Origin of the sequence: Gluconobacter sp. P5E10 (genome assembly GCF_018812145.1) — a bacterium.
Lineage (GTDB): Bacteria > Pseudomonadota > Alphaproteobacteria > Acetobacterales > Acetobacteraceae > Gluconobacter > Gluconobacter cerinus.
On record NZ_JACRVZ010000003.1, the window covers coordinates 216,543 to 241,309 of the forward strand.

18 protein-coding genes are annotated in these 24,767 nt (G+C 56.2%); 13 read left to right on the plus strand and 5 right to left on the minus strand.

The window, feature by feature from the left end:
* The first annotated feature begins 125 nt into the window (after positions 1-125).
* Together KP707_RS07515 and msrA are read left to right on the plus strand one after the other, a co-directional pair.
* A complete protein-coding gene (locus tag KP707_RS07515; protein ID WP_211502702.1) occupies positions 126-2,057 on the plus strand; it encodes a CocE/NonD family hydrolase in 1,932 nt (643 codons plus the stop codon).
* 50 nt (positions 2,058-2,107) lie between these two features.
* Positions 2,108-2,650 (plus strand): peptide-methionine (S)-S-oxide reductase MsrA, encoded by a 543-nt coding sequence (gene msrA, locus KP707_RS07520; protein ID WP_046901514.1) that lies wholly within the window; start codon positions 2,108-2,110, stop codon positions 2,648-2,650.
* Positions 2,651-2,687: 37 nt separating this feature from the next.
* Here the strand turns inward: msrA and KP707_RS07525 are convergent, their stop codons facing one another.
* From KP707_RS07525 to KP707_RS07545, 5 genes are all read right to left on the minus strand, one after another.
* Positions 2,688-4,001: an AAA-associated domain-containing protein gene (locus KP707_RS07525; protein WP_099212431.1), complete on the minus strand. Its 1,314-nt coding sequence runs from the start codon at positions 3,999-4,001 to the stop codon at positions 2,688-2,690.
* The gene (locus KP707_RS07530) at positions 3,998-5,644 is read right to left on the minus strand and encodes an ABC transporter permease subunit (RefSeq protein ID WP_211502703.1); all 1,647 of its coding nucleotides are present in this window, start codon (positions 5,642-5,644) and stop codon (positions 3,998-4,000) included. Before KP707_RS07530 ends, KP707_RS07525 begins: the two co-directional genes overlap by 4 nt.
* A gap of 89 nt (positions 5,645-5,733) precedes the next feature.
* Positions 5,734-6,189, minus strand: a complete 456-nt coding sequence (dut, locus tag KP707_RS07535; protein ID WP_215751652.1) for a dUTP diphosphatase — start codon at positions 6,187-6,189, stop codon at positions 5,734-5,736.
* 23 nt (positions 6,190-6,212) lie between these two features.
* The gene (gene coaBC, locus KP707_RS07540) at positions 6,213-7,403 is read right to left on the minus strand and encodes a bifunctional phosphopantothenoylcysteine decarboxylase/phosphopantothenate--cysteine ligase CoaBC (protein WP_211502704.1); all 1,191 of its coding nucleotides are present in this window, start codon (positions 7,401-7,403) and stop codon (positions 6,213-6,215) included.
* 3 nt (positions 7,404-7,406) lie between these two features.
* Positions 7,407-8,195 carry a class I SAM-dependent methyltransferase gene (locus KP707_RS07545; protein WP_064273224.1) on the minus strand — a complete coding sequence of 263 codons (789 nt, stop codon included), beginning with the start codon at positions 8,193-8,195 and terminating at the stop codon, positions 7,407-7,409.
* A gap of 30 nt (positions 8,196-8,225) precedes the next feature.
* On the opposite strand from KP707_RS07545, the gene mutM reads away from it, so the two are divergent.
* From mutM to KP707_RS07600, 11 genes are all read left to right on the plus strand, one after another.
* On the plus strand, positions 8,226-9,059 hold the full coding sequence (mutM, locus tag KP707_RS07550; RefSeq protein WP_211502705.1) for a bifunctional DNA-formamidopyrimidine glycosylase/DNA-(apurinic or apyrimidinic site) lyase: 834 nt from the start codon (positions 8,226-8,228) through the stop codon (positions 9,057-9,059).
* A gap of 124 nt (positions 9,060-9,183) precedes the next feature.
* Positions 9,184-9,453: a 30S ribosomal protein S20 gene (gene rpsT, locus KP707_RS07555; protein ID WP_046901507.1), complete on the plus strand. Its 270-nt coding sequence runs from the start codon at positions 9,184-9,186 to the stop codon at positions 9,451-9,453.
* 314 nt (positions 9,454-9,767) lie between these two features.
* On the plus strand, positions 9,768-11,183 hold the full coding sequence (gene dnaA, locus KP707_RS07560; RefSeq protein ID WP_211502706.1) for a chromosomal replication initiator protein DnaA: 1,416 nt from the start codon (positions 9,768-9,770) through the stop codon (positions 11,181-11,183).
* Positions 11,184-11,279: 96 nt separating this feature from the next.
* Entirely contained in the window at positions 11,280-12,404 is a 1,125-nt protein-coding gene (gene dnaN, locus KP707_RS07565) for a DNA polymerase III subunit beta (protein WP_046901505.1), read from the plus strand.
* A gap of 10 nt (positions 12,405-12,414) precedes the next feature.
* Positions 12,415-13,518, plus strand: a complete 1,104-nt coding sequence (gene recF, locus KP707_RS07570; protein WP_211502707.1) for a DNA replication/repair protein RecF — start codon at positions 12,415-12,417, stop codon at positions 13,516-13,518.
* An 82-nt stretch (positions 13,519-13,600) separates the two neighbouring features.
* On the plus strand, positions 13,601-16,045 hold the full coding sequence (gene gyrB, locus KP707_RS07575) for a DNA topoisomerase (ATP-hydrolyzing) subunit B (protein ID WP_211502708.1): 2,445 nt from the start codon (positions 13,601-13,603) through the stop codon (positions 16,043-16,045).
* Positions 16,035-16,853, plus strand: coding sequence for a DUF3108 domain-containing protein (locus tag KP707_RS07580; protein ID WP_211498109.1), 819 nt, complete (start codon positions 16,035-16,037; stop codon positions 16,851-16,853). The genes gyrB and KP707_RS07580 overlap by 11 nt, the downstream gene beginning before the upstream one ends.
* A 77-nt stretch (positions 16,854-16,930) precedes the next feature.
* Positions 16,931-18,265 (plus strand): bifunctional UDP-N-acetylglucosamine diphosphorylase/glucosamine-1-phosphate N-acetyltransferase GlmU, encoded by a 1,335-nt coding sequence (gene glmU, locus KP707_RS07585; RefSeq protein WP_211502709.1) that lies wholly within the window; start codon positions 16,931-16,933, stop codon positions 18,263-18,265.
* Positions 18,265-20,091 carry a glutamine--fructose-6-phosphate transaminase (isomerizing) gene (gene glmS / locus KP707_RS07590; RefSeq protein ID WP_211502710.1) on the plus strand — a complete coding sequence of 609 codons (1,827 nt, stop codon included), beginning with the start codon at positions 18,265-18,267 and terminating at the stop codon, positions 20,089-20,091. Before glmU ends, glmS begins: the two co-directional genes overlap by 1 nt.
* 93 nt (positions 20,092-20,184) lie before the next feature.
* The gene (locus KP707_RS07595) at positions 20,185-23,172 is read left to right on the plus strand and encodes an FAD-binding and (Fe-S)-binding domain-containing protein (RefSeq protein WP_211506764.1); all 2,988 of its coding nucleotides are present in this window, start codon (positions 20,185-20,187) and stop codon (positions 23,170-23,172) included.
* Positions 23,169-24,749 (plus strand): hypothetical protein, encoded by a 1,581-nt coding sequence (locus KP707_RS07600; protein ID WP_211502712.1) that lies wholly within the window; start codon positions 23,169-23,171, stop codon positions 24,747-24,749. The genes KP707_RS07595 and KP707_RS07600 overlap by 4 nt, the downstream gene beginning before the upstream one ends.
* Positions 24,750-24,767 lie beyond the last annotated feature (18 nt).

Here is a 24,767-nt window from a genome sequence, read left to right on the forward strand (position 1 = left end):
CCATGCTCCATAGCGAATCAAACAAAAAAAGACCAGCGCAGGAAAGATATGAAAAGCATTCTCTCCCGCTCTTGCTAGATGGGAACACACAAGGCCAAAATCCATCCAAAGATCAGGAGCCTTTTGTGAAACGTTATCTTCTCAGCCTTGGAACGGCTCTTTCCATTGCCTGTATCCCTGCCGCACTGGCTGCCCCGGCATCTGCTGGACCCGCCGTAACGCCAGACATGATCCAGACCGGAAACGACATTCCAGCTCATGCCGCCCTGCCAACTGATCAGCAGGACTACATCAAGCGTGACATCATGATTCCCATGCGGGACGGAGTGAAGCTCCATACCGTGATTGTCATTCCCAAGGGAGCAAAAAACGCACCAATCCTGCTCACGCGCACACCATATCATGCCAGTGAGCGCCTGAACCGAATTCCCAACGCGCCAACCATGCGTGAAATTTGCCCTCAGGGCGATGGGGTCTTCGTCGAGGAAGGATATATCCGCGTTTTCCAGGATATTCGTGGAAAGTACGGGTCTCAGGGCGACTACATCATGACCCGTCCGCCGATCGGGCCCCTCAATCCCACTAAGACAGACGATACCACCGATGCGTGGGACACGATCGACTGGCTCGTGAAAAACCTTCCCGAAAGCAACGGTCGCGTTGGCATGACTGGCTCTTCGTATGAAGGCTGGACCGTTGTGATGGCATTGCTGGACCCGCATCCAGCCCTCAAAGTGGCCGCTCCGGAAAGCCCGATGGTGGATGGCTGGATGGGTGACGACTGGTTCCACTACGGCGCGTTCCGTCAGCCTGGCCTCGACTATTTCACCATGCAGATGAGCGAAGCCGGTGAAGGGCCGACAATTCCTCGCGCAGATGCCGACGATTACACCAATTTCCTGCAGGCTGACTCAACGGGGGCATTTGCAACCAAAGCAGGGCTGAACCAGTATCCGTGGTGGAACCGCCTGAAAGCACACCCATCCTACGATGCGTTTTGGCAGGAACAGGCGCTTGACCAGATCCTTGTCCGTAAGCCTCTAAAGGTCCCGACAATCTGGGAACAGGGCTTATGGGATCAGGAAGACATGTGGGGCGCGATCCATTCCTGGATGAACCTCAAGGCTCACCACACACAGGTCCCGAATGTTCTCGTCATGGGACCCTGGCGCCATAGTGGCGTTAATTACGACGGATCGACGCTGGGTCCACTTCACTTTGAAGGTGACACGGCCCTTTGGTACCGCTCCAACGTCATGCGCCCATTCTTCGATCATTATCTGAAGGATGGCGCTGACCCGCATCTTGATGAAGCGATTATCTACAACACGGGCGAAAACCACTGGGATCATTTCCGCAACTGGCTCGCAGAGTGTGACACGACCTGCATGATGCGTGGGGAGCGTCTGTACCTTCAGCCTGACCACGGCCTGTCATTCAAGCGGACGCTCCCCGGCACGGATGCTTATATCTCTGATCCCGCGCATCCTGTTCCTTTCATGCCGCGCCCCTACAACGCAGGGGATTCCCGCTGGAAAGCATGGCTTGTTACGGACCAGCGCTTTGCCGAAAGCCGCCCGGACGTTCTGACTTACGAAACTCCCGTTCTTGATGCGCCCGTCCGCGTGTCAGGCGTCCCGACCGCCGATATTTTTGCTTCCACGACCGGCACGGACGCCGACTGGGTTGTAAAAATTATCGACGTACAGCCTGGCGTTACGCCGGATCGTCCGGAAATGGGCGGGTATGAGCTTCCAGTTTCGATGGACATCTTCCGTGGCCGCTATCGCAATGACTTTGCGCACCCATCGGCCATACCCGCAGGACAGATTCAGGAATACAAGTTCACGCTGCCGGCGGTGAACCATGTTTTCCAGAAGGGCCATCGGATTCAAATCCAGATCCAGTCCAGCTGGTTCCCGCTCTATGACCGCAATCCGCAAAGCTTCGTTCAGAATATCTTCGACGCGAAAGCATCGGACTATCACTCTGCAACCCAGACCATTCATCGCGGCGGCAATGCTGCCAGCGCAATCTGGTTACCAGTGGTGAAATAAGGAAGAGGCCTCCCCATATGGGGAGGCTATCGTCTCAGGAGACTCAGTTTATGAGTGCACACTCTTCCATTCTTCTTGGTGCAGGCTGTTTCTGGTGCGTGGAAGCCGTCTATACCGGCCTGCGCGGCATTATCTCGGCAGACCCGGGCTATGCAGGCGGTCATGTCGATAATCCGTCCTACGAAGCTGTTTGTACCGGGAACACCGGACATGCAGAGGTCGTGAAGGTCGTGTTTGATCCAGCGGAAATTTCTCTGGCAGATGTGCTGCGGGTCTTTTTCACGACCCATGACCCCACGCAGCTCAATCGGCAGGGCAATGACGTCGGGACGCAGTATCGCTCTGTTATTTTCGGAGATGCCGACCAACAGCGTGTTGCCCAAGAAGTAAAGGCCGAGATCACTGCAGAGCAGATCTGGCCCGCGCCGATTGTCACGTCTATTGAAGGCCCGGCGCATTTCTGGCGCGCCGAAGAAAAGCACCTCGACTATTTCGCCCGCAATCCGGAAACGGCCTATTGTGCGGCTGTTGTCGCGCCCAAAGTTGCCAAGGCGCGCAAGCTATACCGGGACCGTCTCAAGACACCGGCCTGAAGGGTTTTCTGCTTCTGCTGAAGGGCAGAAGCAGATCCTATTCTTCCGTTTCCAGATGAAAGCGGTCTGACTCTTCATCATAATCAAACAGTTCAGCATACCGTGCCCAGCCGATAGCTGTTGTCAGTGTCTGCTGGGCATAATCGGGAGACATGTTCTCTTCGAGAGCTTTGCGGAAGCGATTGGCATCCACCACATGGTTCGGCCGCTCATCCAACGTGCTTCGAATGACGCGAAGAAGCGGCAGATAATGCAGGAGCGCCGTGCGCATAATATCCCTGCGGGCATCGGCGTCCCCCTCGACGAATGATCGCCCGTCATCCGTGAGAAGAATGTCTCCGTCTTCCAGTTCTGCAAGATCAAGCAGTTGCAGGGACTCTCCCAGCGGCAGAAGATCATCGAGCGTCATCTGCAAACGCTGACCAAGTTCCGGAAGATCAGCGCGTCCTGAAAGCGGTTCTCCACTCAGAACTTCCATAAGGCCAACCAGCACTTCGATCTGAAGGTCTGGCAATACAATGGACAGAGGCGGCAACGCGGCAGCTGACACCCCAACCGTAGTATCGACTTCCGAGACGATCGGCGCACGTCGTGTCATGAGGGTGTAGATCTGGTCAACGAAGCTCCGGAAATCAGCGCCCTCCCGATTTCGCGGATGAGGGAATGGAACGGAAATTTCGTGCGTCACCCGTCCTGGGCTGGACGAGAAAATCAGGATCCGGTCACACATCAGCACGGCTTCTTCAATGCCATGCGTCGCGAGTATCATCGCATTGAGCGAGGAGAGGCGCTTCTCGGCCCAGAGTTCAATCAGATCCGTTCTCAGATTTTCCGCACTCAGAACATCGAGGGCAGAAAAAGGCTCATCCAGCATGAGAAGAGAAGGTTGAAGCGCCAGTGCCCGTGCAAACGAGGCACGTTGGCTGAGGGCTTCAGACAACTCCTTGGGATAGGCGTTTTCGTATCCCTCAAGTCCCATGACCTCAATTGCGGCACTGGCACGCGTTTCTCGCTCAGACCGTGACAGACGCTGCGCTTCAAGTCCCAGCAACACATTCTGTCGAAGGGTCAGCCATGGAAACATTGCACCCGACTGAAAAACTGTCGCCACCTTTTCCAATGGGCCGGCTACAGGCTTGCCCTCCCAATAAACCTTTCCCTCAACAGGGGGCGTTTGTCCGGACATGATCCGCAAGAGGGAAGACTTGCCAGAACCGGACCGGCCAAGAAGCCCAAGGATTTCACCAGGACGCACATCGAAACTGACCTGATCAAGCACCACAAGATCAGCATTGCTGTCCTTCTGGTAAATCTGGCGGCAGTCCTGAAGACTAAGCAGGGAATAGATCATCGGATTGCATATTTCTGTGCGGCGTAAACCGCGAGGGGCTGAAGAACAAGACGATCAAGCAGCATGGAAAGAAGCGTAAGAAGCATAAGAATAACGATCTGTGCGCCGATTTGCCCCTGAAGCATATCGGCCAGCAGCGTCGCACCCAGTCCGCTATCAGAAGGCACGAACGCCTCAGCCACCATCACGGCATCCCAGATCGGAACAGCGGCCAAAAGCAGGCCACCACACAGATCAGGTGCAATGGCTGGTAAGATCAGGCGCTTCCACAGCAGAACGCCTTTAAGCCGCAGCCCACGTGCAACCTGCCTGAACGGCGCCGGAATAGCCTGAATGGCATCCAGTACCGTCCCACCCGTGAGCCAATGCGCACCAAGGAACAGAAGAACAGCGGTGGGAACGACATCCAGCCCACGGAAGGCAGGATAAAGAAGAACGGCCGGGAAAAGCGAGCCTGCCAGAATAACCATCCTACTGACCCGAAAAATACCGGCTCCAGCATCAAAGAAAAATAGAGCCAGCGGCAACCAGAGCACGATGCAGAGGATAAGAGCCCCGCAAACATGCAGAAGCGTCAAAACACTCTCAAGCACATCATACGGCAAACGTGTCGCCAGATGGCTCTGCGCAACGGCGATACCCAGAAAGATCAGGGAGGCCCCGGGAATAAGCCAGCCAGGCACCGGGAGGGATTTTGGGGAGGAGGGTTGAACATAACGCATCGTCCGGCCGATCCGGCAGTTACCAACCCCGCTAATGAGCGTGTGCAAGCTCACGCTAACACCGTTCAAAAGACCTGTTTCTCTCCAGAACTGAAGCATCCAGGAGTGCGTACGTTTTTTCTGTGGCTGAGGACCATCCAGCCTGTACCGCTGCGCCCATCCGGTCATAGGCCTGATCAGACACTGGTCCATGATCACGATCAGAAGAACCGCGCAGATGCCAGCCTCCAGAAATCCGCTCAGATGATGGGTTTCAAGCGCCACCAGTGCCTGCGCCCCGCACCCTCCGACGTCACGCCGCATCAGAAGGGTCATAAGACCCTCCACACACAGCAGGCGAAACCATAACCCCGGAATGGCCTGCACAGCACGGAACGTCACCAGAGGGATGGCAACCGGAACCTGCAACCGCCAGAAGTGCTGCCAGCCCGTCATACGCAGACCTGTGGCGACTTCTTCAAGCTCGGCTGGAAGCGTGTCCTGGGCATCCAGAAGAGCCGTCAGAACACGCCAGATCATATTGAAGGCCGCTGCCGCTACAATCACGACAAGAGGAGGTAAAAATAGAAGTAAGAGCCCCGTCAGGCCAAGCCCCGGAACAGCGCGTGCAACAGAGAGTGCAGGCACCAGAATACTACGAAACCGTGGAAACTGCCGCGCCGTGCCTGCCAGTACGAGCGACACAACAACTACTGTCGTCAGAGCAAGCCCGGCGTGGAAGACAGTCCAGACGACTTCCTGCCAGATTGGGAATGCCGGCTTGAGTGGCAAGGGCAGGGCACCCGGAACCCAGACTGCACCCTTCAGCAGGAAAAGACACAGACCCGTCATGGCAAACAGAATTGATAACTCTACGCCACTCATACGCTGTCGCCAGCGATGCATGACGCGAATGGGCATGGCCAGCGGGCTGCCCGTCATGATGACTGTCGTCCTCCCGGTTTCATGATGACCGAGAGTAAGGAAGGTTCTTCCGGAGGCTCAAGTGTTTTCTGCATGTCCCAAGCGTCTCAGTGGCCTGTGCTGCCAAAACCGCGTGCACCGCGATCCGTTTCATCGAGAGAAGAAACTTCCTGCCACTTCAAACGGGAAACCGGCGCCAAAACCCCCTGAGCAATGCGGGTGCCACGCTCTACCGTGAAGGGCTCACTCCCGGCATTCATGACAATAATGCCAATTTCCCCGCGATAATCTTCATCAATCGTGCCAGGAGAATTCGGGAGTGTAATGCCGTGCTTCAGGGCTAGGCCAGACCGAGGGCGGATCTGAAGTTCGTAGGCAGAGGGCAGGGCAATGCATAGCCCTGTGGGAACAAGTGCACGGCCACCCGGTGCGATAACAATGGGTTCTGCAATCGCAGCAACAAAGTCGAAACCAGCAGCGCCAGAGGTGGCGTAAGCTGGCAGAGACAGCCCCTCGGAATGAGGAAGGCGTGTAATCCGTACATCAATAAGATCGGTCATCATGGGGCCTTTCTTATCTTGGATTTTCAGGGGATTGAAGAGACGAAGACGTCAGAAATCCGCTGTACCAGTTTCCCGGCAACCTGAGACTTGTCCATTTCAGGCCAGGTTTCGATGCCCGTCTCAGTGATCAGGCTGACCAAATTTCTGTCTGCTCCAAAGACACCGCGACGCACATCGTTGGCCACCAGCCAGTCACATCCCTTGCGCTGACGCTTGGCAACAGCATTGTCCAGCACATCATCAGTCTCGGCAGCGAAGCCAACGATCAGTTTCGGCCGATTTGCCAGTCGACAGAGAGTTGCAAGGATATCCGGGTTTTCCACCAGTTCGAGAACAGGCGGCCCCTCACTGGTCTTCTTGATTTTACCTTGAGCCGCTGCCTTTGCGCGCCAGTCACTGACCGCGGCGGTGCAAACGGCAATTTCGGCAGGAAGCGCGGCTTCACATGCCCCTAACATCTCACGTGCCGTCTGAACCTTTACACAGACGACACCTGCCGGGACGGGTAGAGTAACCGGACCACTAACAAGTGTTACTTTTGCGCCTCGCGCAGCAAGAGCGGCGGCAATCGCATAGCCCTGCTTGCCAGAAGAGTGATTGGAGAGAAACCGGACAGGATCCAGAGGTTCAACTGTTGGCCCCGCAGTAACAAGAGCATGTCTGCCGGCCAAAGAATGATCTGACGCCAGCGCCTCCAGGATTGCGTCCCGAATGACGTCAGGTTGGCTCAGACGCCCTGGACCAAACTCCCCACACGCCATACTGCCTTCATCGGGGCCTACGACCCGCACGCCACGTTCTTTCAGAAGGGCGAGATTGGCCTGTGTCGCGGGATGCTCCCACATGCGCACATTCATGGCAGGAGCCAGCAGTATAGGCGTCGTGGTGGCTAAAAGGAGTGTTGTGGCCAGATCATCGGCCATCCCATGCGCCATACGGGCCATGAGATTGGCTGTAGCCGGACAGACCACAACAAGATCTGCGCTGCGTGCCAGAGCGATATGGCCAATCTCGCTCTCCTGCGTGGGAGCAAAGAGCGCATCATGCACCCGCTCCCCAGACAGAGCTTCAAGGCTAAGAGGCGTTATGAATGCTTTTGCCGCGTCCGTCATAACCGGTGTCACGGAAACATTGTCTGCCTTGAGCAGGCGCACCAGCTCCAGCGCCCGATAAGCAGCAATTCCTCCGCCAACAATCAGCAGAACGCGGCGCATCAATTACAGACGCCAACCAGAGTGAATAGCAGCGATACCGCCAGACAGGTTGCGATACTGAACACGCTCCAGACCTGCATTCCGCATCATCTGAGCAAGCGTTTCCTGGTCAGGGAACATACGAATGCTCTCAGCAAGATACTGGTAGCTCTCAGCGTCCTTGGCGATCAACTGCCCCATCTTCGGGAGAACCTTGAAGGACCACGTATCATAGACAGGCGAGAGAGCCGCAATTTCGACACGAGAGAATTCAAGACAGAAGAAGCGTCCACCGGGCTTCAAAACACGACGCGCTTCACGAAGCACTGCATCCTTGTCCGTGCAGTTCCGCAGACCAAAAGCAATGGTCACGCGATCAACAGAACAATCGGGCAGGGGAATCGCTTCGGCGTCAACGACACACACTTCAATCTGGCCAATAAGACCAGCCTTAATTGCGCGATCACGCCCGACGGACAACATCGCAGAATTAATGTCAGAGAGAATGGCCGGCCCACCGCCTGCACGAAGCCAGCCGAATGTAATGTCACCTGTACCGCCAGCCAGATCCAGCAGCTTCATGTTCGGACGGGCACCGAGCATGCCCACGAAAATCCGCTTCCAGACGCGATGGATCCCCAGCGACATGACATCATTCATGATGTCATATTTGCCAGCGACGCTCTCGAACACCTCCCTGACCATGGTCTTCTTCTGGTTCCGCGGGACATTGCGGTAACCAAAATCCGTGGTGTCTCCGGTCTGCTCGGAAGACGGGAAGGGCGGGACGTTATGTTCAGCGCTATCGGTCATGGGGCAATCGATATATCTTTGTGACCAGTCATGCCAGAGCTTCCAGAAGTCGAAACCGTCATGCGTGGGTTCCAGGATGCCTTTCAGGGGCAGAGGATCCGTCACGTTACTGTCAACCGCCCTGACCTGAGGTGGCCATTTCCCTTGGATCTCCGGGAAAGGCTTGAAGGGCAGACCGTGCTCTCCTTTCATCGTCGCGCCAAGTATATCCTGATGCGCGTTGAGAACGGATGGAGCCTGATGCTCCATCTGGGAATGTCCGGCAGACTGCTCCTTGGGCAGTCAGGCATGAATACGACTCCGCCAAAACATGAGCACCTTGTCCTGCAGACGGAAAACGGAGCACGCGCTGGCCTCGTTGACCCACGCAGGTTCGGCATGGTGGATGTGGTTCCCACACATCAGGAAGACGCACATCGCCTTCTGAGCGGCCTGGGAATCGAGCCCTTATCCGCGAATATGACTGGCACATATGTTCATACGGTCATGCAAGGTCGCCGCACGCCGATCAAAACCGCGCTTCTGGACCAGAAGCTGATTGTGGGCCTCGGCAATATTTATGTGTGTGAGGCGCTGTTCCGGAGCCATATCCACCCCGCACGCGCGGCCACAACGCTAACAGAGGCAGAAGCCGACAGCCTTGCAAATGCCATTCGAACTGTTCTGGAAGAGGCCATCGCGTCAGGAGGCTCCTCTTTAAGAGACTACGTTCAGGCTGACGGGACGAAAGGGGGATTTCAGGATCTCCACCTTGTTTATGGGCGGGAAGGCGAGGTATGCCGCCAATGTGGGGCAGGCTCCACCATTTCACGCATCACCCAGGCGGGGCGCTCGACATTTTTCTGTGCAAACTGCCAGAAATAGTGGCCTCCGCCCCATTGGTGGCAGTGTGTATAAAATGTGTAAAACGCTTGACGCCGCCGCTCATGACGGGTAGAGGGCGCCAATCATTTTCCGCGACAAGACCGCTAACTGAACCGAAAGATCCATGGCAAATACAGCTTCTGCCCGTAAGCGCATCCGTCAAAACGAACGTCGCCGCGAGCGCAACGTCGCCCGCATGTCCCGTATGCGTACCTTCATCAAGAAGGTCGAACAGGCCATCCAGTCCGGTGACAAGACGGCTGCTGCCGAAGCATACAAGGTTGCACAGCCTGAAATGCAGCGCGCTGCCGGTAAGGGTGTCGTTGCAAAGAATACGATCAGCCGCAAGCTGTCCCGTCTTTCTGCCCGCATCAAGTCTCTCGCCACGGCCTGAGACCCTTTGCAGGGTTTGAACTGAAGAACGCGCTCTCTCACGGGAGCGCGTTCTTTTTTGACTATATGGCAACACCCCTCTGCAGCACTTCTGAACCTTTCGTGTTCCAGCTTGCTTCGGTCTGACCAGACGCCTATCCTGTCAGATCAAGTCAGTGCCAGAGGCTCTGTTTTCTCCGGGAAGCGTCAGCTTTTTCTGAAGCGCCATGCAGCTTGTGTGGTCACTTCCCGTTGAGGACGTATTCACCCTGCGCGCAGGGAATCAAGACAGACGCCCCGCAAGTCCCGGGGCCGAAATGAAAGGGGGTACCATAGGTGGAAAACGCTCAGTATCTGGACGCCAGCGCCTCCGCCCCCGGCTCGTCGAGCCCGCTGGAAGCTTCCTGGCACAGGGTTCGCGAGAAGCTGAAGGGCGAGGTCGGTGAAGTCGAATACCGCACCTGGCTTCGTCAGATCGTTCTTGGCCCACTGGAGGATGGTGAACTCATCCTTTATCTGCCGACGCGCTTTCTGAGAGACTGGGTTCGCAGCCAATACGAAGAGCGTCTCCAGACCCTGTGGCGCACCGAACGGCAGGACGTGCAGGGCATTGAACTGCAGGTCAAGCGTGGCCTTCCCGAGGTCCTTCCATCAGCTGAGACGGACGGTGACAGCGTCATCGAGGAAGTGACAGCGCAGGTTGCGACCAGTCATGAGGTTCGCAGCGATCTTGCCGTTCCGCTGGACCCACGCTTTTCTTTCGATACGTTCATCGTCGGCAAGCCAAATGAGTTTGCCTATGCCTGCGCACGTCGTGTGGCCGAAAAGCCATCCAGCCCCGGTTTTAATCCGCTCTTCCTGTATGGTGGCGTCGGCCTCGGCAAAACGCATCTTATGCATGCCATTGGGTCTGAACTGACGAAGACGGGCAATGTCTCGGTTGCCTATATGTCAGCTGAGAAGTTCATGTACCGCTTCATCGCGGCGATCCGCTCACAGTCCACCATGGAGTTCAAGGAACAGCTTCGTTCCGTGGACGTCCTGATGATCGACGATCTTCAGTTCCTGATCGGCAAGGATAATACGCAAGAAGAGTTCTTCCATACGTTCAACGCCCTTGTTGATGCCGGACGTCAGATCATTGTCAGCGCCGATAAAAGCCCATCCGATCTGTCGGGGCTCGAAGACCGCCTGAGAACGCGGCTCGGCTGCGGCATGGTCGCCGATATTCATGCCACCACCTTTGAATTGCGTATTTCCATTCTGGAAGCCAAGGCGAAAGCCTCAGGCACGCATGTTCCGTCAAAGGTGCTTGAGTATCTTGCCCACAAGATCACATCGAACGTTCGTGAACTTGAAGGCGCACTGAATCGCCTTGTCGCACACGCCGATCTGGTTGGGCGCCCTGTCACACTGGATACGACGCAGGACGTCCTCAAGGACATGCTGAAAGCGCATGACCGTCGCGTCACAATCGAGGAAATCCAGCGCAAGGTTGCCGAGCACTGGAATATCCGCCTGACGGACATGTCTTCTGCCCGCCGTGCACGTGCTGTTGCTCGCCCACGGCAGGTGGCAATGTTCCTCGCAAAGCAGCTGACAAGCCGCTCTCTTCCCGAGATCGGACGCAAGTTTGGCAATCGTGATCACACAACCGTCATGCATGCGGTCAATCGCGTTGGTGAACTGATGGAGCAGGATCCGTCCTTTGCAGAAGACGTCGAACTTCTGCGCCGGATGCTCGAAGGTTAAGGAAGACGACAAGTCGCCTTCGGTGCCTTTCACCGGAGGCGGCTGTCTGCTAAGAAACGGCAAAACTTAAAGATTGCCGACCCAGGGAAAAAAACGATGAAATTCAAGGTTGACCGCACCCTGCTGCAACGGGCCCTGGCGCATATTCATGGCGTTGCAGAAAAGCGGAACACCATTCCCATTCTGGCGAATGTTCTCTTGTCCTATGAAGGCGATGTGCTTCGCCTCACGGCCACGGATATGGAAATTGCGGTCGTCGAAGACGTTCCGGCAGCAGGTGAGCGTCTGGGTTCCACCACAGTCCCCGCAGCCGTGCTTTTCGAAATTGTGCGCAAGCTGCCAGACGGCGTGGAAATCGAGTTCGATCATCCGGAGAGCGACGCGCCCCTCGCATTGCGTGCGGGCCGTTACGCGACGAGCCTCAACGTTCTTCCAGTTGATGACTTCCCGGCCATGGTTGCTGGCGATCTCCCACACCGCTTCCGCATTCCTGCAGGAACGCTACGTGGCCTGATCGACCGGACGAAATTCGCGATTTCCAACGAAGAAACGCGTTATTACCTGAACGGCATCTATCTGCACGTTACGGAAAGCGGCGCCATCCCGATGCTCCGCGCCGTCGCAACGGATGGACATCGCCTTGCGCGCGTCGAGACCGAACTTCCGGAAGGCGCACGTGGCATGCCGGGCGTTATCATCCCGCGCAAGACCGTTGCTGAACTTCGCAAGCTACTGGACGAGGGCGCGGCCGATCTGGAGGTTTCCCTTTCAGATACACGTATTCAGTTTCAGGCGGGACCTGTCCTGCTGACGTCCAAGCTGATTGACGGCACGTTCCCGGAATATGAGCGCGTGATCCCCAAGGGCAATGACCGCATTCTGCGTATCACGAAAAAGGACTTCGCTGCTGCAGTAGGTCGCGTTGCTGCCATCAGCCAGGAGCGCTCCCGCCCAGTCAAGCTCTCTGTCACGCACAACATGCTGACATTGTCGGCCATCAGCCCCGATCAGGGCGTGGCACAGGAAGAGTTGGACGACAGCACGGTCACGTATGACGCGCCTCCGATCGAAATTGGCTTTCAGGCGCGGTACCTGACGGACATTACGGATCAGATCGATGTTGAAGTCGAGTTTGCTTTCGCAGATAGCTCAGCTCCAACGCTGGTCCGTGACACAGCATCACCCTCTGCATTGTATGTTCTGATGCCGATGCGGGTCTGATCGGTCCGCATTGAGACTAACGCGCCTTGCCCTGACGGATTTCCGGAATTACCGGCACTCCGTCTGGAAGCCTGAGACAAATATCTCCGTTCTGACCGGCCAGAATGGCTCTGGAAAGACCAATCTTCTGGAAGCCGTTTCCCTTCTGGCTCCTGGACGAGGCCTGCGAGGCGCGCCCCTTCAAGCGCTATGCCGCACAGATGCCGATCACTGGGGCGTTGCTGCAACGCTTTCTCACGGGATCGACCAGACTATTCTTGGGACTGGAGCAAACCTCTCCGAGAACGGCCGGCGTTCATTTCAGCTTGATGGCTCTTCCGTGCGGTCTCAGGCAGAAATTGCTCAAATCTTCTCCTGCGTCTGGCTAACGCCACAGATGGATCGGATTTTTCTTGAAGGCGCGGGCGGCAGGCGGCGCTTCCTTGACCGCCTGGTCATGGCACTTTCTCCGGATCATGCCCGGCAAATGACCGCTCACGAGCGATCAGTTTCCAGTCGTAACCGCTTGCTGTCAGAAAGACCGGACGAGGGGCTCTGGCTCACGTCGCTGGAAGATTCCATTGCCCGTCATGCGGTCGCCGCGTCAGCCGCCCGGCTGGCGCTTGTGGAAAGCATGAACACTCACCCCTTCGACAGTTCCGATTTTCCAAAAAGCCGCCTGCATCTTGACTGCGCCATTACGCAGCAACTGATGATCAGCCCGGCTTTGCAGGTGGAAGACTGGCTGCGAGCAAAGTTAAGGGACAGTCGGCGGGATGATCGCCTTAAAGGCAGTACATCTTTGGGTGCCCATAAGGCGGATTTCCTTCTTTTTGATCACACCACAGGACGGTCTGCCGAACTCTCAAGCAGCGGGCAGCAAAAAGCCATGCTTTTGGGGGTCGTTCTGTGCCATGCTGCATTGATCGAACAGAGCAGGGGCGATGCACCTGCCATTTTGCTGGATGAACCGCTTCTTCATCTGGATGAGCCCAGACGGGATGCGCTTCTGTCCAGTCTTAGCAAGCTGAAAGCGCCGGTTCTCCTGACCGGAACAGATCCTGATCCGTTTTCCAGTCTGATCGAAAAAGCGGGCTTTTTCAGTGTTCAGGATGGCCATATCCAGCCCGCATGATGTGTGCGCTCTGGCCTCACGGCCTGTGACACGCTATAGTCATACAACAGTTTTTCAGAGTTCCACGGAGACCGCCTCGCGCATGTCAGAGACCCAGAACCAGCCGGAGATTCCAGGCGCAGACGGTGACGATTACGGCGCCTCCTCGATCTCGGTACTGAAGGGACTGGACGCTGTCCGCAAACGCCCCGGCATGTATATCGGTGACACGGATGATGGCTCCGGCCTGCACCACATGGTGTTCGAAATCATCGATAATGCCGTTGACGAAGCCCAGGCCGGACACGCCACCCGCTGCATCCTGACACTCAACGGAGACGGCTCCGTTTCCGTCCGTGATGATGGCCGCGGCATCCCAACAGACATGCACGCGGAAGAGGGCATCAGCGCCGCTGAAGTCGTGCTGACCAAGCTGCATGCTGGCGGCAAATTCAACCAGAATTCCTATAAGGTTTCCGGCGGTCTGCATGGCGTGGGCGCCGCTGTAGTGAATGCTCTATCCGAGTGGATGGAAGTTCGCATCTGGCGGAATGGTTTGGAGCACAAGATCCGCTTCCAGCACGGTGAACGCGATGAAGCCCTGACGGTTGTAGGGCCGTCAGACGAGCCACGCGGCACATTAGTGACGTTCAAGCCAAGCAAGCAGACCTTTACGAGGGTCGATTTCGAGCTTTCCATTCTGGAACGTCGCGTTCGCGAACTGGCATTCCTGAATTCCGGGCTTGAAATTATCCTGCGCGATGAGCGTCACGCTGAAAGCAAGGAACTTCGGTTCTTCTACGAAGGCGGCCTGAGTGCTTTCGCGGAATGGCTTGACGCTTCCAAGACTTCCATTGTTAACCCGCCGATCACCGGCCTCATTGACCATACTGAAAGCGGTATCCGCGTCGAGTTCGCTCTGACGTGGAACGACAGCTATCACGAGACAATGCTGTGCTTCACCAACAACATTCCACAGAGAGACGGCGGCACACATCTGGCTGGGTTCCGTCAGGCATTGACGCGTGTTGTTGGCAAATATGCGGAAAGCGTTGCCAAGCGTGAAGCAGGCTCGCTGACGGGTGAGGACATGCGTGAAGGCATGACCGCCATCCTGTCCGTCAAGGTTCCGGACCCGAAGTTCTCGTCCCAGACGAAGGACAAACTGGTGTCATCCGAGGTTCAGCCGGTCGTTCATGCAACGGCAGCTGACTCGATTTCACATTGGTTTGAGACGCACCCTAAGGAAGCCAAGGCGATTGTCGCCAAGATCATTGACGCAGCCAGCGCCCGTGAGGCTGCCCGTCGTGCGCGTGAACTGACGCGCCGTAAGGGTGTGCTCGATGTTTCTTCGCTGCCTGGCAAGCTGGCTGACTGTCAGGAGCGTGATGCGTCCAAAGCAGAAATCTTCATTGTTGAGGGTGACTCTGCAGGTGGCACAGCCAAGCAGGGGCGTGACCGTCGCTTCCAGGCCATCCTACCGCTGCGCGGCAAGATCCTGAACGTTGAACGCGCCCGTTTCGACAGAATGCTTGGGTCTGCCGAAATCGGTACACTTATCACGGCCCTCGGTACGGGCATTGGCCGTGGTGAAGTCGATCAGGGTGGCTTCTCGGCTGCCAAACTGCGCTACCACAAGATCGTCATCATGACAGACGCCGACGTGGACGGTTCCCACATTCGGACGCTGCTTCTGACGTTCTTCTTCCGCCAGATGCCAGAGTTGATTGAACACGGGTATCTTTATATCGCCCAGCCGCCACTCTACCGAGCCAAGCGCGGCCAGGAAGAGCGCTATCTGAAGGATGATGCTGCGCTGGAGCAGTATCTGCTCGACAAGGCCCTGACAAATGCCTCGTTACGCTTCGGTGACGGCCTTGAGCTCACGGGAGAAGAGCTTCGTGAAGAAGTCCGCTTCCTGATTGCCGCGGCACAGAACCTGAAAAATATCGCAACCAAAATCCCTGTGTGGATTTTGGAGCAGGCGGCTGTATCCCGCGTGCTTGATATTGATCCAGCAGCGATCAGCGATCGTATTCCGGAATTCCAGCGCCACCTGGAAGAAGCGTCACCTGCCAATGAACGTGGCTGGAAAGTTTCACTGTCCAGCACGGGCATTGAATGTGCCCGCTCTGTACGTGGCGTCAACGAGATCTACCGTCTGGAGCAGAGCATTCTGAAATCTGCTGAAGCACGCTGGCTTGCTTCGGAAGGCGAGCGTCTGGCACGTGACTTCATGACGCCAGCCATACTTCGTCTGGACACGCAGGAGTATCCGCTGTTTGGCCCGTCCAACGTCATGGACCGGATTTTTGCCCAGGGTCGTCGTGGCCTGACAATCAACCGGTTCAAGGGCCTTGGCGAAATGAATGATGAACAGCTCTGGCACACCACACTTGATCCTTCGACCCGTACCCTGCTGCAGGTCAAGGTTGGCGATGTGGAAGAGGCTGGCCAGGTATTCTCCACACTGATGGGCGATGTGGTTGAGCCACGCCGAGACTTCATCGTGGGTAATGCCCTCAAGGTTGCCAACCTTGACGTTTAAGGGCCTTCGCGCGCTGGCCGCAGCAGGAGTGCTGCTGGCTGGCTTCGCGCCTACAGCTCATGCGGCCGGACAGGTCAACACAACGTTCGCCATTTATATGCGCGGACTTCATGTGCTTGACGCGGACGCCTCATATCAGATCGAACCCTGGGGCTACGGCGGAACGACGCATATCAGACCGGCCGGTCTGATCAGCTGGTTCGTGACGATGGACATTCATTCCCGCGTCGAGGGCGACTTCGTTCCGGGCGGGAACGTCAAACCCATCCGTTATGATAGCGGAGGGCTATCCCGGGGCCAACATCGGCGTGTCCTGCTGACCTACAATGGCAACACACCGCATGTAGACATTCTGGAGCCTGCGGAGACAGACCGCGATCCCATTCCGGACAGCGATCTCCCCCATACCATTGATACGCTCAGTGGAATGGCGCGACTTCTTGAAACCCTGACCCAAACGAAAAGCTGTGAGGGATCTGGCGTTATTTTTGATGGGCTGCGTCTGACAAAAATGACGGTGCATGGTCCAGTTACATCTGACATTCCTCAAAGTCATAAGCAGGCCTATTCAGGTCCGGCACTTCGCTGCGACTTTGTCGGCCAACAGATTGCAGGCTTTGTAAAAGACTCTCCAAATCGCTCGAAAATGGCCGCGCCACAGCCCGGGTCAGCCTGGTTCAAAGAGATCGATGGTGTTGGACTTGTCCCAGTGCGGATCGAATTCAATCATCCCAAGCTTGGGCACGTCACTGTTGTCATGCAACAGCCACTTCCACCGTCAAAATCCACAGCCGTCCTTTCGCAATAAATGGCAATCGGAAGTGATGGAGCCTAACTCAACCATCGTTTGACGGATTGGCGTGGTTTGGATACCCGGAACGGAACATGACCAATACCGCACGCCACACCACAGCCATCATCCTTGCAGCGGGCCTCGGCACGCGGATGAAATCACGTCTTCCCAAGGCTTTGCATCGCCTTGGAAACCGCCCGATGATCACACACCTCATCGATACGGCGCGAGAAATCTTTGACGACGTCGTTGTGGTCGTCGGACCGGATATGCCTGAACTGGAAAAAGCCGTTCAGCCATACCGAACAGTCGTTCAGACCGAACGTCTGGGCACCGCACACGCGACCAATACTGCAAAAGACCTGTTCGGAGACGGCGATATCGCGGTTCTCTACGCAGACAACCCGCTGATCACAGCCGATACAATGCGTCGTCTCACGGAAGCCCGTCAGGGCGGGGCGAGCCTCGCACTCCTTGGGATGCGCCCGGCCGATCCAGGTCGTTATGGACGCATTGTTGAAGAGCAGGGCCGCGTCAGCCGAATTGTAGAATACAAAGACGCAAACGAGCAGGAACGTGAAATCGCACTCTGCAATGCAGGCGTCATGTGCGCAGGTGCCGCAGATTTCCGGCGGTGGCTGGCAGCTGTTGGCAATGACAATGCGCAGGGTGAGTATTATCTGACCGATGTTGTCGCAATGGCCGCTTCGGAAGGCCGCGTCCAGTGCGTGGAAGCGCCCGAGACTGAATTGGCTGGCGTCAATTCACGTGTAGAGCTTGCCCAGGCAGAAGCCACGCTTCAGCAGCGCCTGCGCATTTCTGCGATGGAAGGCGGCGTCACACTTGTCTCTCCAGAAACCACATTCTTCAGCACCGACACCTGCCTGGAGCCGGATGTCGTCGTTGAACCAAATGTCTTTTTTGGCCCAGGCGTCACGGTTCGCAGCGGTGCCCTGATCCGTGCATTCTCTCATCTTGAAGGCTGCACCGTGGGCGAGGGCGCCATGATCGGCCCTTATGCAAGATTAAGACCCGGAACAATCTGCGCTGCCGATACCCATGTCGGTAATTTCGTTGAGCTGAAGAATGTTGATCTAGGCCCTGGCGCAAAAGCCAATCACCTGACCTATCTGGGTGACGCCTCCGTCGGTGCACAAACCAATGTCGGAGCAGGGACCGTCACCTGCAATTACGATGGATACTTCAAGCACCGGACGACGATCGGCGCCCGCAATTTTATCGGCTCTGATGCCATTCTGGTGGCCCCCGTCACAATTGGCGATGACGCGTTGATCGCTGCGGGAAGCACCATCACGGAAGACGTACCGGCCGGAGCACTCGCTTTCGGGCGCGCTCGCCAGACAATCAAGCCAAACCGCGGACTTGAAATCAAACAGACCCTTAAAGCCAAAAAGGAGCAGGGCTGATGTGTGGAATTTGTGGCGTTGTAGGCCATCGTCCAGCCACCCCGATCGTCTTCGAGGCTCTCCGCAGGCTTGAATACCGCGGATATGACTCCGCAGGCATCGCCACGCTTACAGCCGACGGCACGATTGATCGCCGACGCGCTGCTGGCAAACTTGATAATCTTGAGGCTGTTCTAAAGGCTGATCCGCTAACAGGCACCACAGGCATCGGCCATACGCGTTGGGCCACGCATGGCGCACCGACAGAAGCCAATGCCCATCCCCATGCGGCAGGCCGGGTTGCCATCGTACATAACGGCATCATCGAAAACTTCGCGACATTGAAGGCCGAGCTTGAGAGTGAAGGCCGGATTTTCCTGTCCGACACGGATTCAGAAACAGTTGCCCATCTCGTCGATTTCTATCTTGATCAGGGCAAAGCACCGCGTGATGCCGCTTTCGCGGCCATTAAGCGTCTTGAAGGCGCTTATGCCATTGCCATCATTTTTCAGGGTCATGATGGTCTGCTCATCGGCGCACGCCACGGTGCGCCTCTCGCTGTAGGTTACGGCGACGGCGAGATGTTCCTTGGCTCCGACAGCCTCGCCCTGGCACCTCTGGCAAGCCGCATCACCTATCTGGATGATGGAGACTGGTGCGAACTGACGCCCGGCAATGTCATCATCTTCAACGGGGACGGTCAGGAAGTCAGCCGTCCAATCCAGAACATTGCGTTCATGGCAGGGCAGGTCGGCAAGGATGGCTATCGCCATTACATGGAGAAAGAACTGCACGAGCATCCGGTCGCCATTGGCCAGACGCTTCAGCGCATTACGGATCCAGCGTCCAAGACAATTGCCCTGCCGGAAATGCCTTTCGATCCCGCACAGGTGCCCCGCGTCACGATTACAGCCTGTGGGTCTGCTTTCTATGCGGGCATGGTCGGGCGCTACTGGCTTGAATCACTCGCTCGCGTTCCGGTGGAAATTGATGTGGCGTCTGAAATGCGCTATCGCGATGCACCGCAACCAGACAAGGGCGTGGCACTGCTGATTTCCCAGTCTGGAGAAACGGCAGATACGCTTGGCGTCCTGCGCAGCCTCAAGAAGGCAGGACAGAGCATTGTGTCGGTTCTAAATGTCGAGCATTCGACGATGGGCCGCGAAAGCGATCTCGTCCTGGGCATGGTTGCCGGTCCAGAAATTTCTGTAGCCTCGACCAAGGCTTTTACGGCACAACTCTCTGTTCTTGCAGCTTTTTCTATTGATTTTGCACGGGCTCGTGGAACGATCGACAAGGCACGGGAAGAAACCCTGACAGCAAGCCTGCTTGATTTGCCATCCCGGGCCGCAGAAGTGTTCACACGCGTTGAGGCCATTCAGGAAATGGCGCGTATTGTCGCGGAAGCTCGGGATGTTCTTTACCTCGGTCGCGGTATCTGCACACCGATCGCGTTCGAAGGCGCTCTAAAACTCAAAGAAATCAGTTATATCCATGCCGAAGCTTATGCGGCTGGTGAACTGAAGCATGGTCCGATCAGCCTGATCGATAGAACCGTTCCGGTCGTCGCGATCGCTCCATCAACCATCCTATTCGACAAGACCCTTTCCAATCTTCAGGAAGCTAAGGCTCGCGGTGGCCGTATTCTGGCCTTTACAGATGCCGCCGGCGCCAAGCGTCTGGAAGGTGTTGCGGAGCATGTTGTCATCCTGCCGGACGTCGATGCGTTCGTTGCCCCCATCCTCTATGCTATCCCAGTCCAGATTCTGGCGTATGAAGTCGCTCTTCTGAAGGGTACGGACGTCGACCAGCCTCGCAATCTGGCGAAATCTGTCACGGTGGAATAAGGACATTTTCTTTCCGTGAGGAGGACTTTCCAAGATGCTTCATTTCGTCGAGGATAGTCTTCCAACACGCTATACGACCGGGGAGAAACGAACATGGGTGGCGATGCAGATCTGACAGGTGTGGCCGGACGGTCCGGCCTCTATCTTGCCGCATCTGAATTGCACATCCGCGATGTTTTCCTCGCCAGACTGGCAGCCGAAGGCTTTGAGGGGGATGTCACGCCTCAGGTCTCTGCCAGATTAGTCGGGGCGACAGACAACAGCATTTACCAGCGCCTTCCATTGGCCGTCATCTATCCCCGAAAAACCGAAGACCTGAACCGTGCCGTGCGTGCTGCAGAAGACGGCTCTCTCACACTCGCCATGCGTGGAGGCGGCACAGGAACCAACGGTCAATCTCTTACTGCGGGGATCGTCGTTGATGTGGCCCGATATCTGGATCGCATTCTGGATTTTAACCCTGACACTGGGCACGTAACCGTCGAACCTGGCGTTGTTCTGGCCAGACTGAATGCCTTTCTCAAGCCCCACGGTTATTTTTTCCCGCCTACAGTTTCAACTGCGACCCGCGCCACGATCGGCGGAATGATTGCGACCGATGCTTCCGGCAAGGGCTCTCGCATTTACGGCCGCACATCTGACTACATTGAAACCATGGATGTGGTGCTATCGGATGGCAGTAATCTCCATGTTGAAAAACTGACCAGCGACGCTCTTGAGCACAAGAAGACTGGTAGCGATCTCTCCGCACGGGTCTATCGCGAAGTGTACCGTGTAGTGACGGAGCAGGCGGGCGAGATCCGTCGGGTCTTTCCAGACATGAACCGGGGACTGACCGGGTATAACCTCGAAAACGTTCTTCTTGAGAACGGCCAGTTCAGTCTGGCTCGCCTGCTGGCGGGTTCAGAGGGAACGCTGGCCCTAACGAAGCGTGTTGTGCTGCGTGTTCGGAAGCTTCCGAAATATCGTCAGCTTCTCGTCGTGCGCTACGCCAGTTTCGACAGCACCCTCCGAGACGTCCAGACCATTCTTCCAGCCAATCCTTCAGCAGTGGAAGTGCTGGATGACCGTGTGCTGGAGAAAGCGTCACAGGATATTGTCTGGCAATCCCTGGAAAGCGTTCTTGGTGCCCGTTCAGAGCAACCGGTGCGGGGGATGAGTTTTGTTGAGTTCGTTGGAGATGACGAAGACCATCTCCATCAACAAATGCAGGAAGCCGTCACTCTCCTTGAAAGCTCTCCTTACGAAGTCATTGATTATAAACCTGTTTCTGATCAGGCAATCATTAATCAGCTTTGGACCTTGCGTGAAAAATCCGTGGGGCTTCTCGGCCGTCCGGATGGCCGCAAACAGGGCGTGGCTTTTGTCGAAGACACAGCCGTTCCACCCGAAGCCCTAGCTGATTATGTGTCTGAGTTCCGGGCCATTCTCGACGGATACGGATTGTCTTACGGCATGTTTGGGCATGCCGATGTTGGCTGTCTGCATGTCCGTCCTTTTCTGGATATGCTGTCCGAACATGATCGAGCCCTGATCCGCCCGATCTCTGACGCCGTGGCCAACCTGACCAAACGCCATGGTGGGTTGTTGTGGGGGGAGCATGGGCGTGGTTACCGTGGAGAATTTTCGCCTCTTTTCTTTGGGGAGACACTCTTCGCAGAGCTCTGCCGCATTAAAGAAGTCTTTGATCCCAAAGATATTTTTAATCGTGGGAAGCTTGCGCCGGTTGGCGTCAAATATCCAGTAGACCGGATAGATGGCATCCCGTTCAAAGGTCAGTTTGACGAGCAGATTTCCTCAGATCTGCGAGATGACTTTAGCCTCTCTGTGAGCTGCAATGGAAATGGGGCTTGCTATAATCGCGAACCTGACATGGCCATGTGTCCGTCCTACAAGGCTACCAAGGACAGGCTTCAGTCACCTAAGGGCCGAGCGACCTTGCTGCGAAGCTGGGCGCGACTGAATTCGCTCCCAGATACTGCCGCTGACAAAAGTGCGCTTCCCGAGCTAACAGCCGAGCTCAAAGCCAGTCTGGACACATGCCTGTCCTGTAAAGCCTGTGCGACGCAATGTCCGATCCGGGTGGACATTCCATCCATGCGGTCGAAGTTTCTGGACCTCTATTTCCTCAAGCATCGCCGCCCGGTGAGGGACTATCTCGTGTATTGGCTCGAGCCTCTCCTGAAGGTAGGCCGACAGATGCCGACGCTCGCCAATATTCTGATGCAGAACCCGATCTCGACTGTATTTCTCAAGAAGCTGGGGCTTGTCGATCTTCCGAAGATCAGCCCCGCGAGACTGCCCAAAATCACGCAGGTCAGCACAGAATGGCTTGAACAAGCAGGAAAGAATGACCGGTCGGTTGTTTTGATCCAAGACTCTTTTACGGGAAGCTTTGATGGCGGTGTCATCGAAAGCGCATACACGCTTCTCAAATCTCTTGGGATGGACCCGCGCGTCACGCCCGTGTGGGATAATGGCAAGGCCAGGCATGTACGAGGATTTCGTAAAGGGTTCTCAGCCACTGCTCGCAAGACCCTGAAGCAACTCCAGAATATCGCTCGTCACGGCGTACCCGTCATTTCTTTGGATGCCGCCACAGGATTGATGTTCGAACAGGAATATCGGGATGTCGCAGGGTCGGAAGCCATCCCAACCGTGCTTTCACTGGAAGCTTTTCTGAAACGCCAGATCACCAAGGGCATCATACCTTCAAATGCGATAAAACCTGACACTGCGGCATTAACCATCATCTCACATTGCACAGAGCAGGCTGTTCGTCCGGGAAGTGCTGAGGACTGGACGGCCATTCTGCGACATTTGGGCGTTCAGGCAGATGCGGGCAAAGCTGGTTGCTGCGGGATGGCTGGCCTGTTCGGCCATGAGAAGGAACACGCCGATCTGTCCGCCAGCATTTTTGCCCAGAACTGGGCCAGCAAAGCGGAAGGCAATATTCTGGCAACGGGCTTCTCCTGTCGTTGCCAGACAAAGCGTCTTGCCGGACGACGGCCTGCTCATCCAGTCGAAATACTCGTATCTCACCTTTATATAAAAAATGAGAAAGCCTTCTCAACCCAATGATATCAAAAATATTTCTTGGAAGTTTTTCTTTTAGAAACGGCTATTTTATTGCCTCGGTCATAGGGCTAACGCTTTATCTCGTTCTAGCGGTTTACGTCTGTTCGCTGTGGCCCAAGACATCGGATCAGGCGTCCTATTTCCTTGCCGGACTGGATGTACTGCATGGAAACTGGCGCCTGCATGACTGGGTTCTGACCCCGCCGGATTTCTGGACGTCCGATATCCCTCTCAGCGCCGTCCTGAGTGGACTATGGCACCTGTTAGGCAGACCGGCAGGCAGCCCATTTCTTCTGATGGTGCAACCCGCAATCCTATGGGTCGGCGTTGTCGCGTCAGCTTTCTCGGTGGTTTTTCTGCGCTTGCGCGGCATTGAAGAACGCCTCGGCGCAGCGACCCTGCTTTTGCCAGTGCTTGCCTTTCCCCTGATGCGCTCTCCGATGGCGTATTTCATCACGCTGTCTGCCATCCATATGGGCGCTCTGATTTACGGTCTTTGGGCACTTCACTGGGCTGACCGGTTTCTCTCATCGAACTCCTACCGGTCACTGGCGGCCGTCGCAGTGCTACTGTGCCTCGGGGTGATTGGAGACCCGTTACTCGCAGTGACAGGAGCGGGGGCGATCATCGCCTACGCTTTTCTGGCTCCACACTTTGCTCTTCGCCAACGTGGGCTTTTGGTCCTCGCATCCTTGGCAGCAACCGTGCTGGCCAAAGCCATTCTGCACATCAATGCCGTGACCGGCGGCTTTGTCACGGAGCCGTTGGAAACCCGCTTTGCACCATGGGAACAACTGGGCAGCAACTTCGGGACATCCGTTCGCTCCATTCTTCTTCTCTACGGAGCAGAACCCTTTGGGCAGGCCGTAGCATCCACAATACCGGAATGCCTCCGGCTTCTTCTCGTCGCCCTCGCTCTTACTGCGGCTTTCAAGATTGCCAGATCAGGATGGCAGAGCAGGGGCCAGATTGCCGCATTCCCCATGATGCTGCTTCTGTCCGCCGCCCTGAATTTCGTGGCGCTCGCTCTTAGCAACCGCATCGCTCTGGATGGCAGTCCCATTGCTGTCGCGCGTTATCTTTTCCCGCTTTGGATTGATCTGGCTTGCCTCACAGCACTTGTCTGGCCGAAAAAAGGCGTAGCCGTGAGTCTGGCAGCCATGATCCTGGTCGTCACCCTCATTACGGATTACCGGAACCTCCCAGCGCATTCGACTGGCCTTCTAAGTTCCGATGATAACCAGCTTCTCAGCCGACTTGAGCGCGATCTCCCTCCGGATGGTGTGGGTTCCTGGTGGAGTTCCGGCAATCTGGAAGTGGCCTCTCTCGGAAAAATACACATTTACCCCGGGATGAAGCAGGGAGACGGCACGGTTGCGCCGTTCGTGCACATTCGCAAGAAAATGGATTGGCATAGCTTTGATGGAAAAGCCTTTTTCGTCCTGATCCCACACCCGGAAGAAACCTTCGGGGAAGCCGAGGCCCTGCGCACATTTGGCACTCCGGCCAAACGCCTGACGGAAGGGCGCTATACGATCTTTCTGTACCCAGCCGATCATCTCCCCGTGCGCGCCTCCTGACCAAACAGTCAAGCCATG

Excerpts from the sequence above, each read along its gene's own strand:
- KP707_RS07545 (WP_064273224.1), bottom strand. The coding sequence starts at position 8,195 with ATGACCGATAGCGCTGAACATAACGTCCCGCCCTTCCCGTCTTCCGAG.
- gyrB (WP_211502708.1), top strand. The coding sequence starts at position 13,601 with ATGTCAGAGACCCAGAACCAGCCGGAGATTCCAGGCGCAGACGGTGAC.
- mutM (WP_211502705.1), top strand. The coding sequence starts at position 8,226 with ATGCCAGAGCTTCCAGAAGTCGAAACCGTCATGCGTGGGTTCCAGGAT.
- KP707_RS07525 (WP_099212431.1), bottom strand. The coding sequence starts at position 4,001 with ATGATCTATTCCCTGCTTAGTCTTCAGGACTGCCGCCAGATTTACCAG.
- glmU (WP_211502709.1), top strand. The coding sequence starts at position 16,931 with ATGACCAATACCGCACGCCACACCACAGCCATCATCCTTGCAGCGGGC.
- dut (WP_215751652.1), bottom strand. The coding sequence starts at position 6,189 with ATGATGACCGATCTTATTGATGTACGGATTACACGCCTTCCTCATTCC.
- coaBC (WP_211502704.1), bottom strand. The coding sequence starts at position 7,403 with ATGCGCCGCGTTCTGCTGATTGTTGGCGGAGGAATTGCTGCTTATCGG.
- msrA (WP_046901514.1), top strand. The coding sequence starts at position 2,108 with ATGAGTGCACACTCTTCCATTCTTCTTGGTGCAGGCTGTTTCTGGTGC.
- rpsT (WP_046901507.1), top strand. The coding sequence starts at position 9,184 with ATGGCAAATACAGCTTCTGCCCGTAAGCGCATCCGTCAAAACGAACGT.
- glmS (WP_211502710.1), top strand. The coding sequence starts at position 18,265 with ATGTGTGGAATTTGTGGCGTTGTAGGCCATCGTCCAGCCACCCCGATC.
- KP707_RS07600 (WP_211502712.1), top strand. The coding sequence starts at position 23,169 with ATGATATCAAAAATATTTCTTGGAAGTTTTTCTTTTAGAAACGGCTAT.
- KP707_RS07595 (WP_211506764.1), top strand. The coding sequence starts at position 20,185 with ATGGGTGGCGATGCAGATCTGACAGGTGTGGCCGGACGGTCCGGCCTC.
- dnaN (WP_046901505.1), top strand. The coding sequence starts at position 11,280 with ATGAAATTCAAGGTTGACCGCACCCTGCTGCAACGGGCCCTGGCGCAT.
- KP707_RS07530 (WP_211502703.1), bottom strand. The coding sequence starts at position 5,644 with ATGACGGGCAGCCCGCTGGCCATGCCCATTCGCGTCATGCATCGCTGG.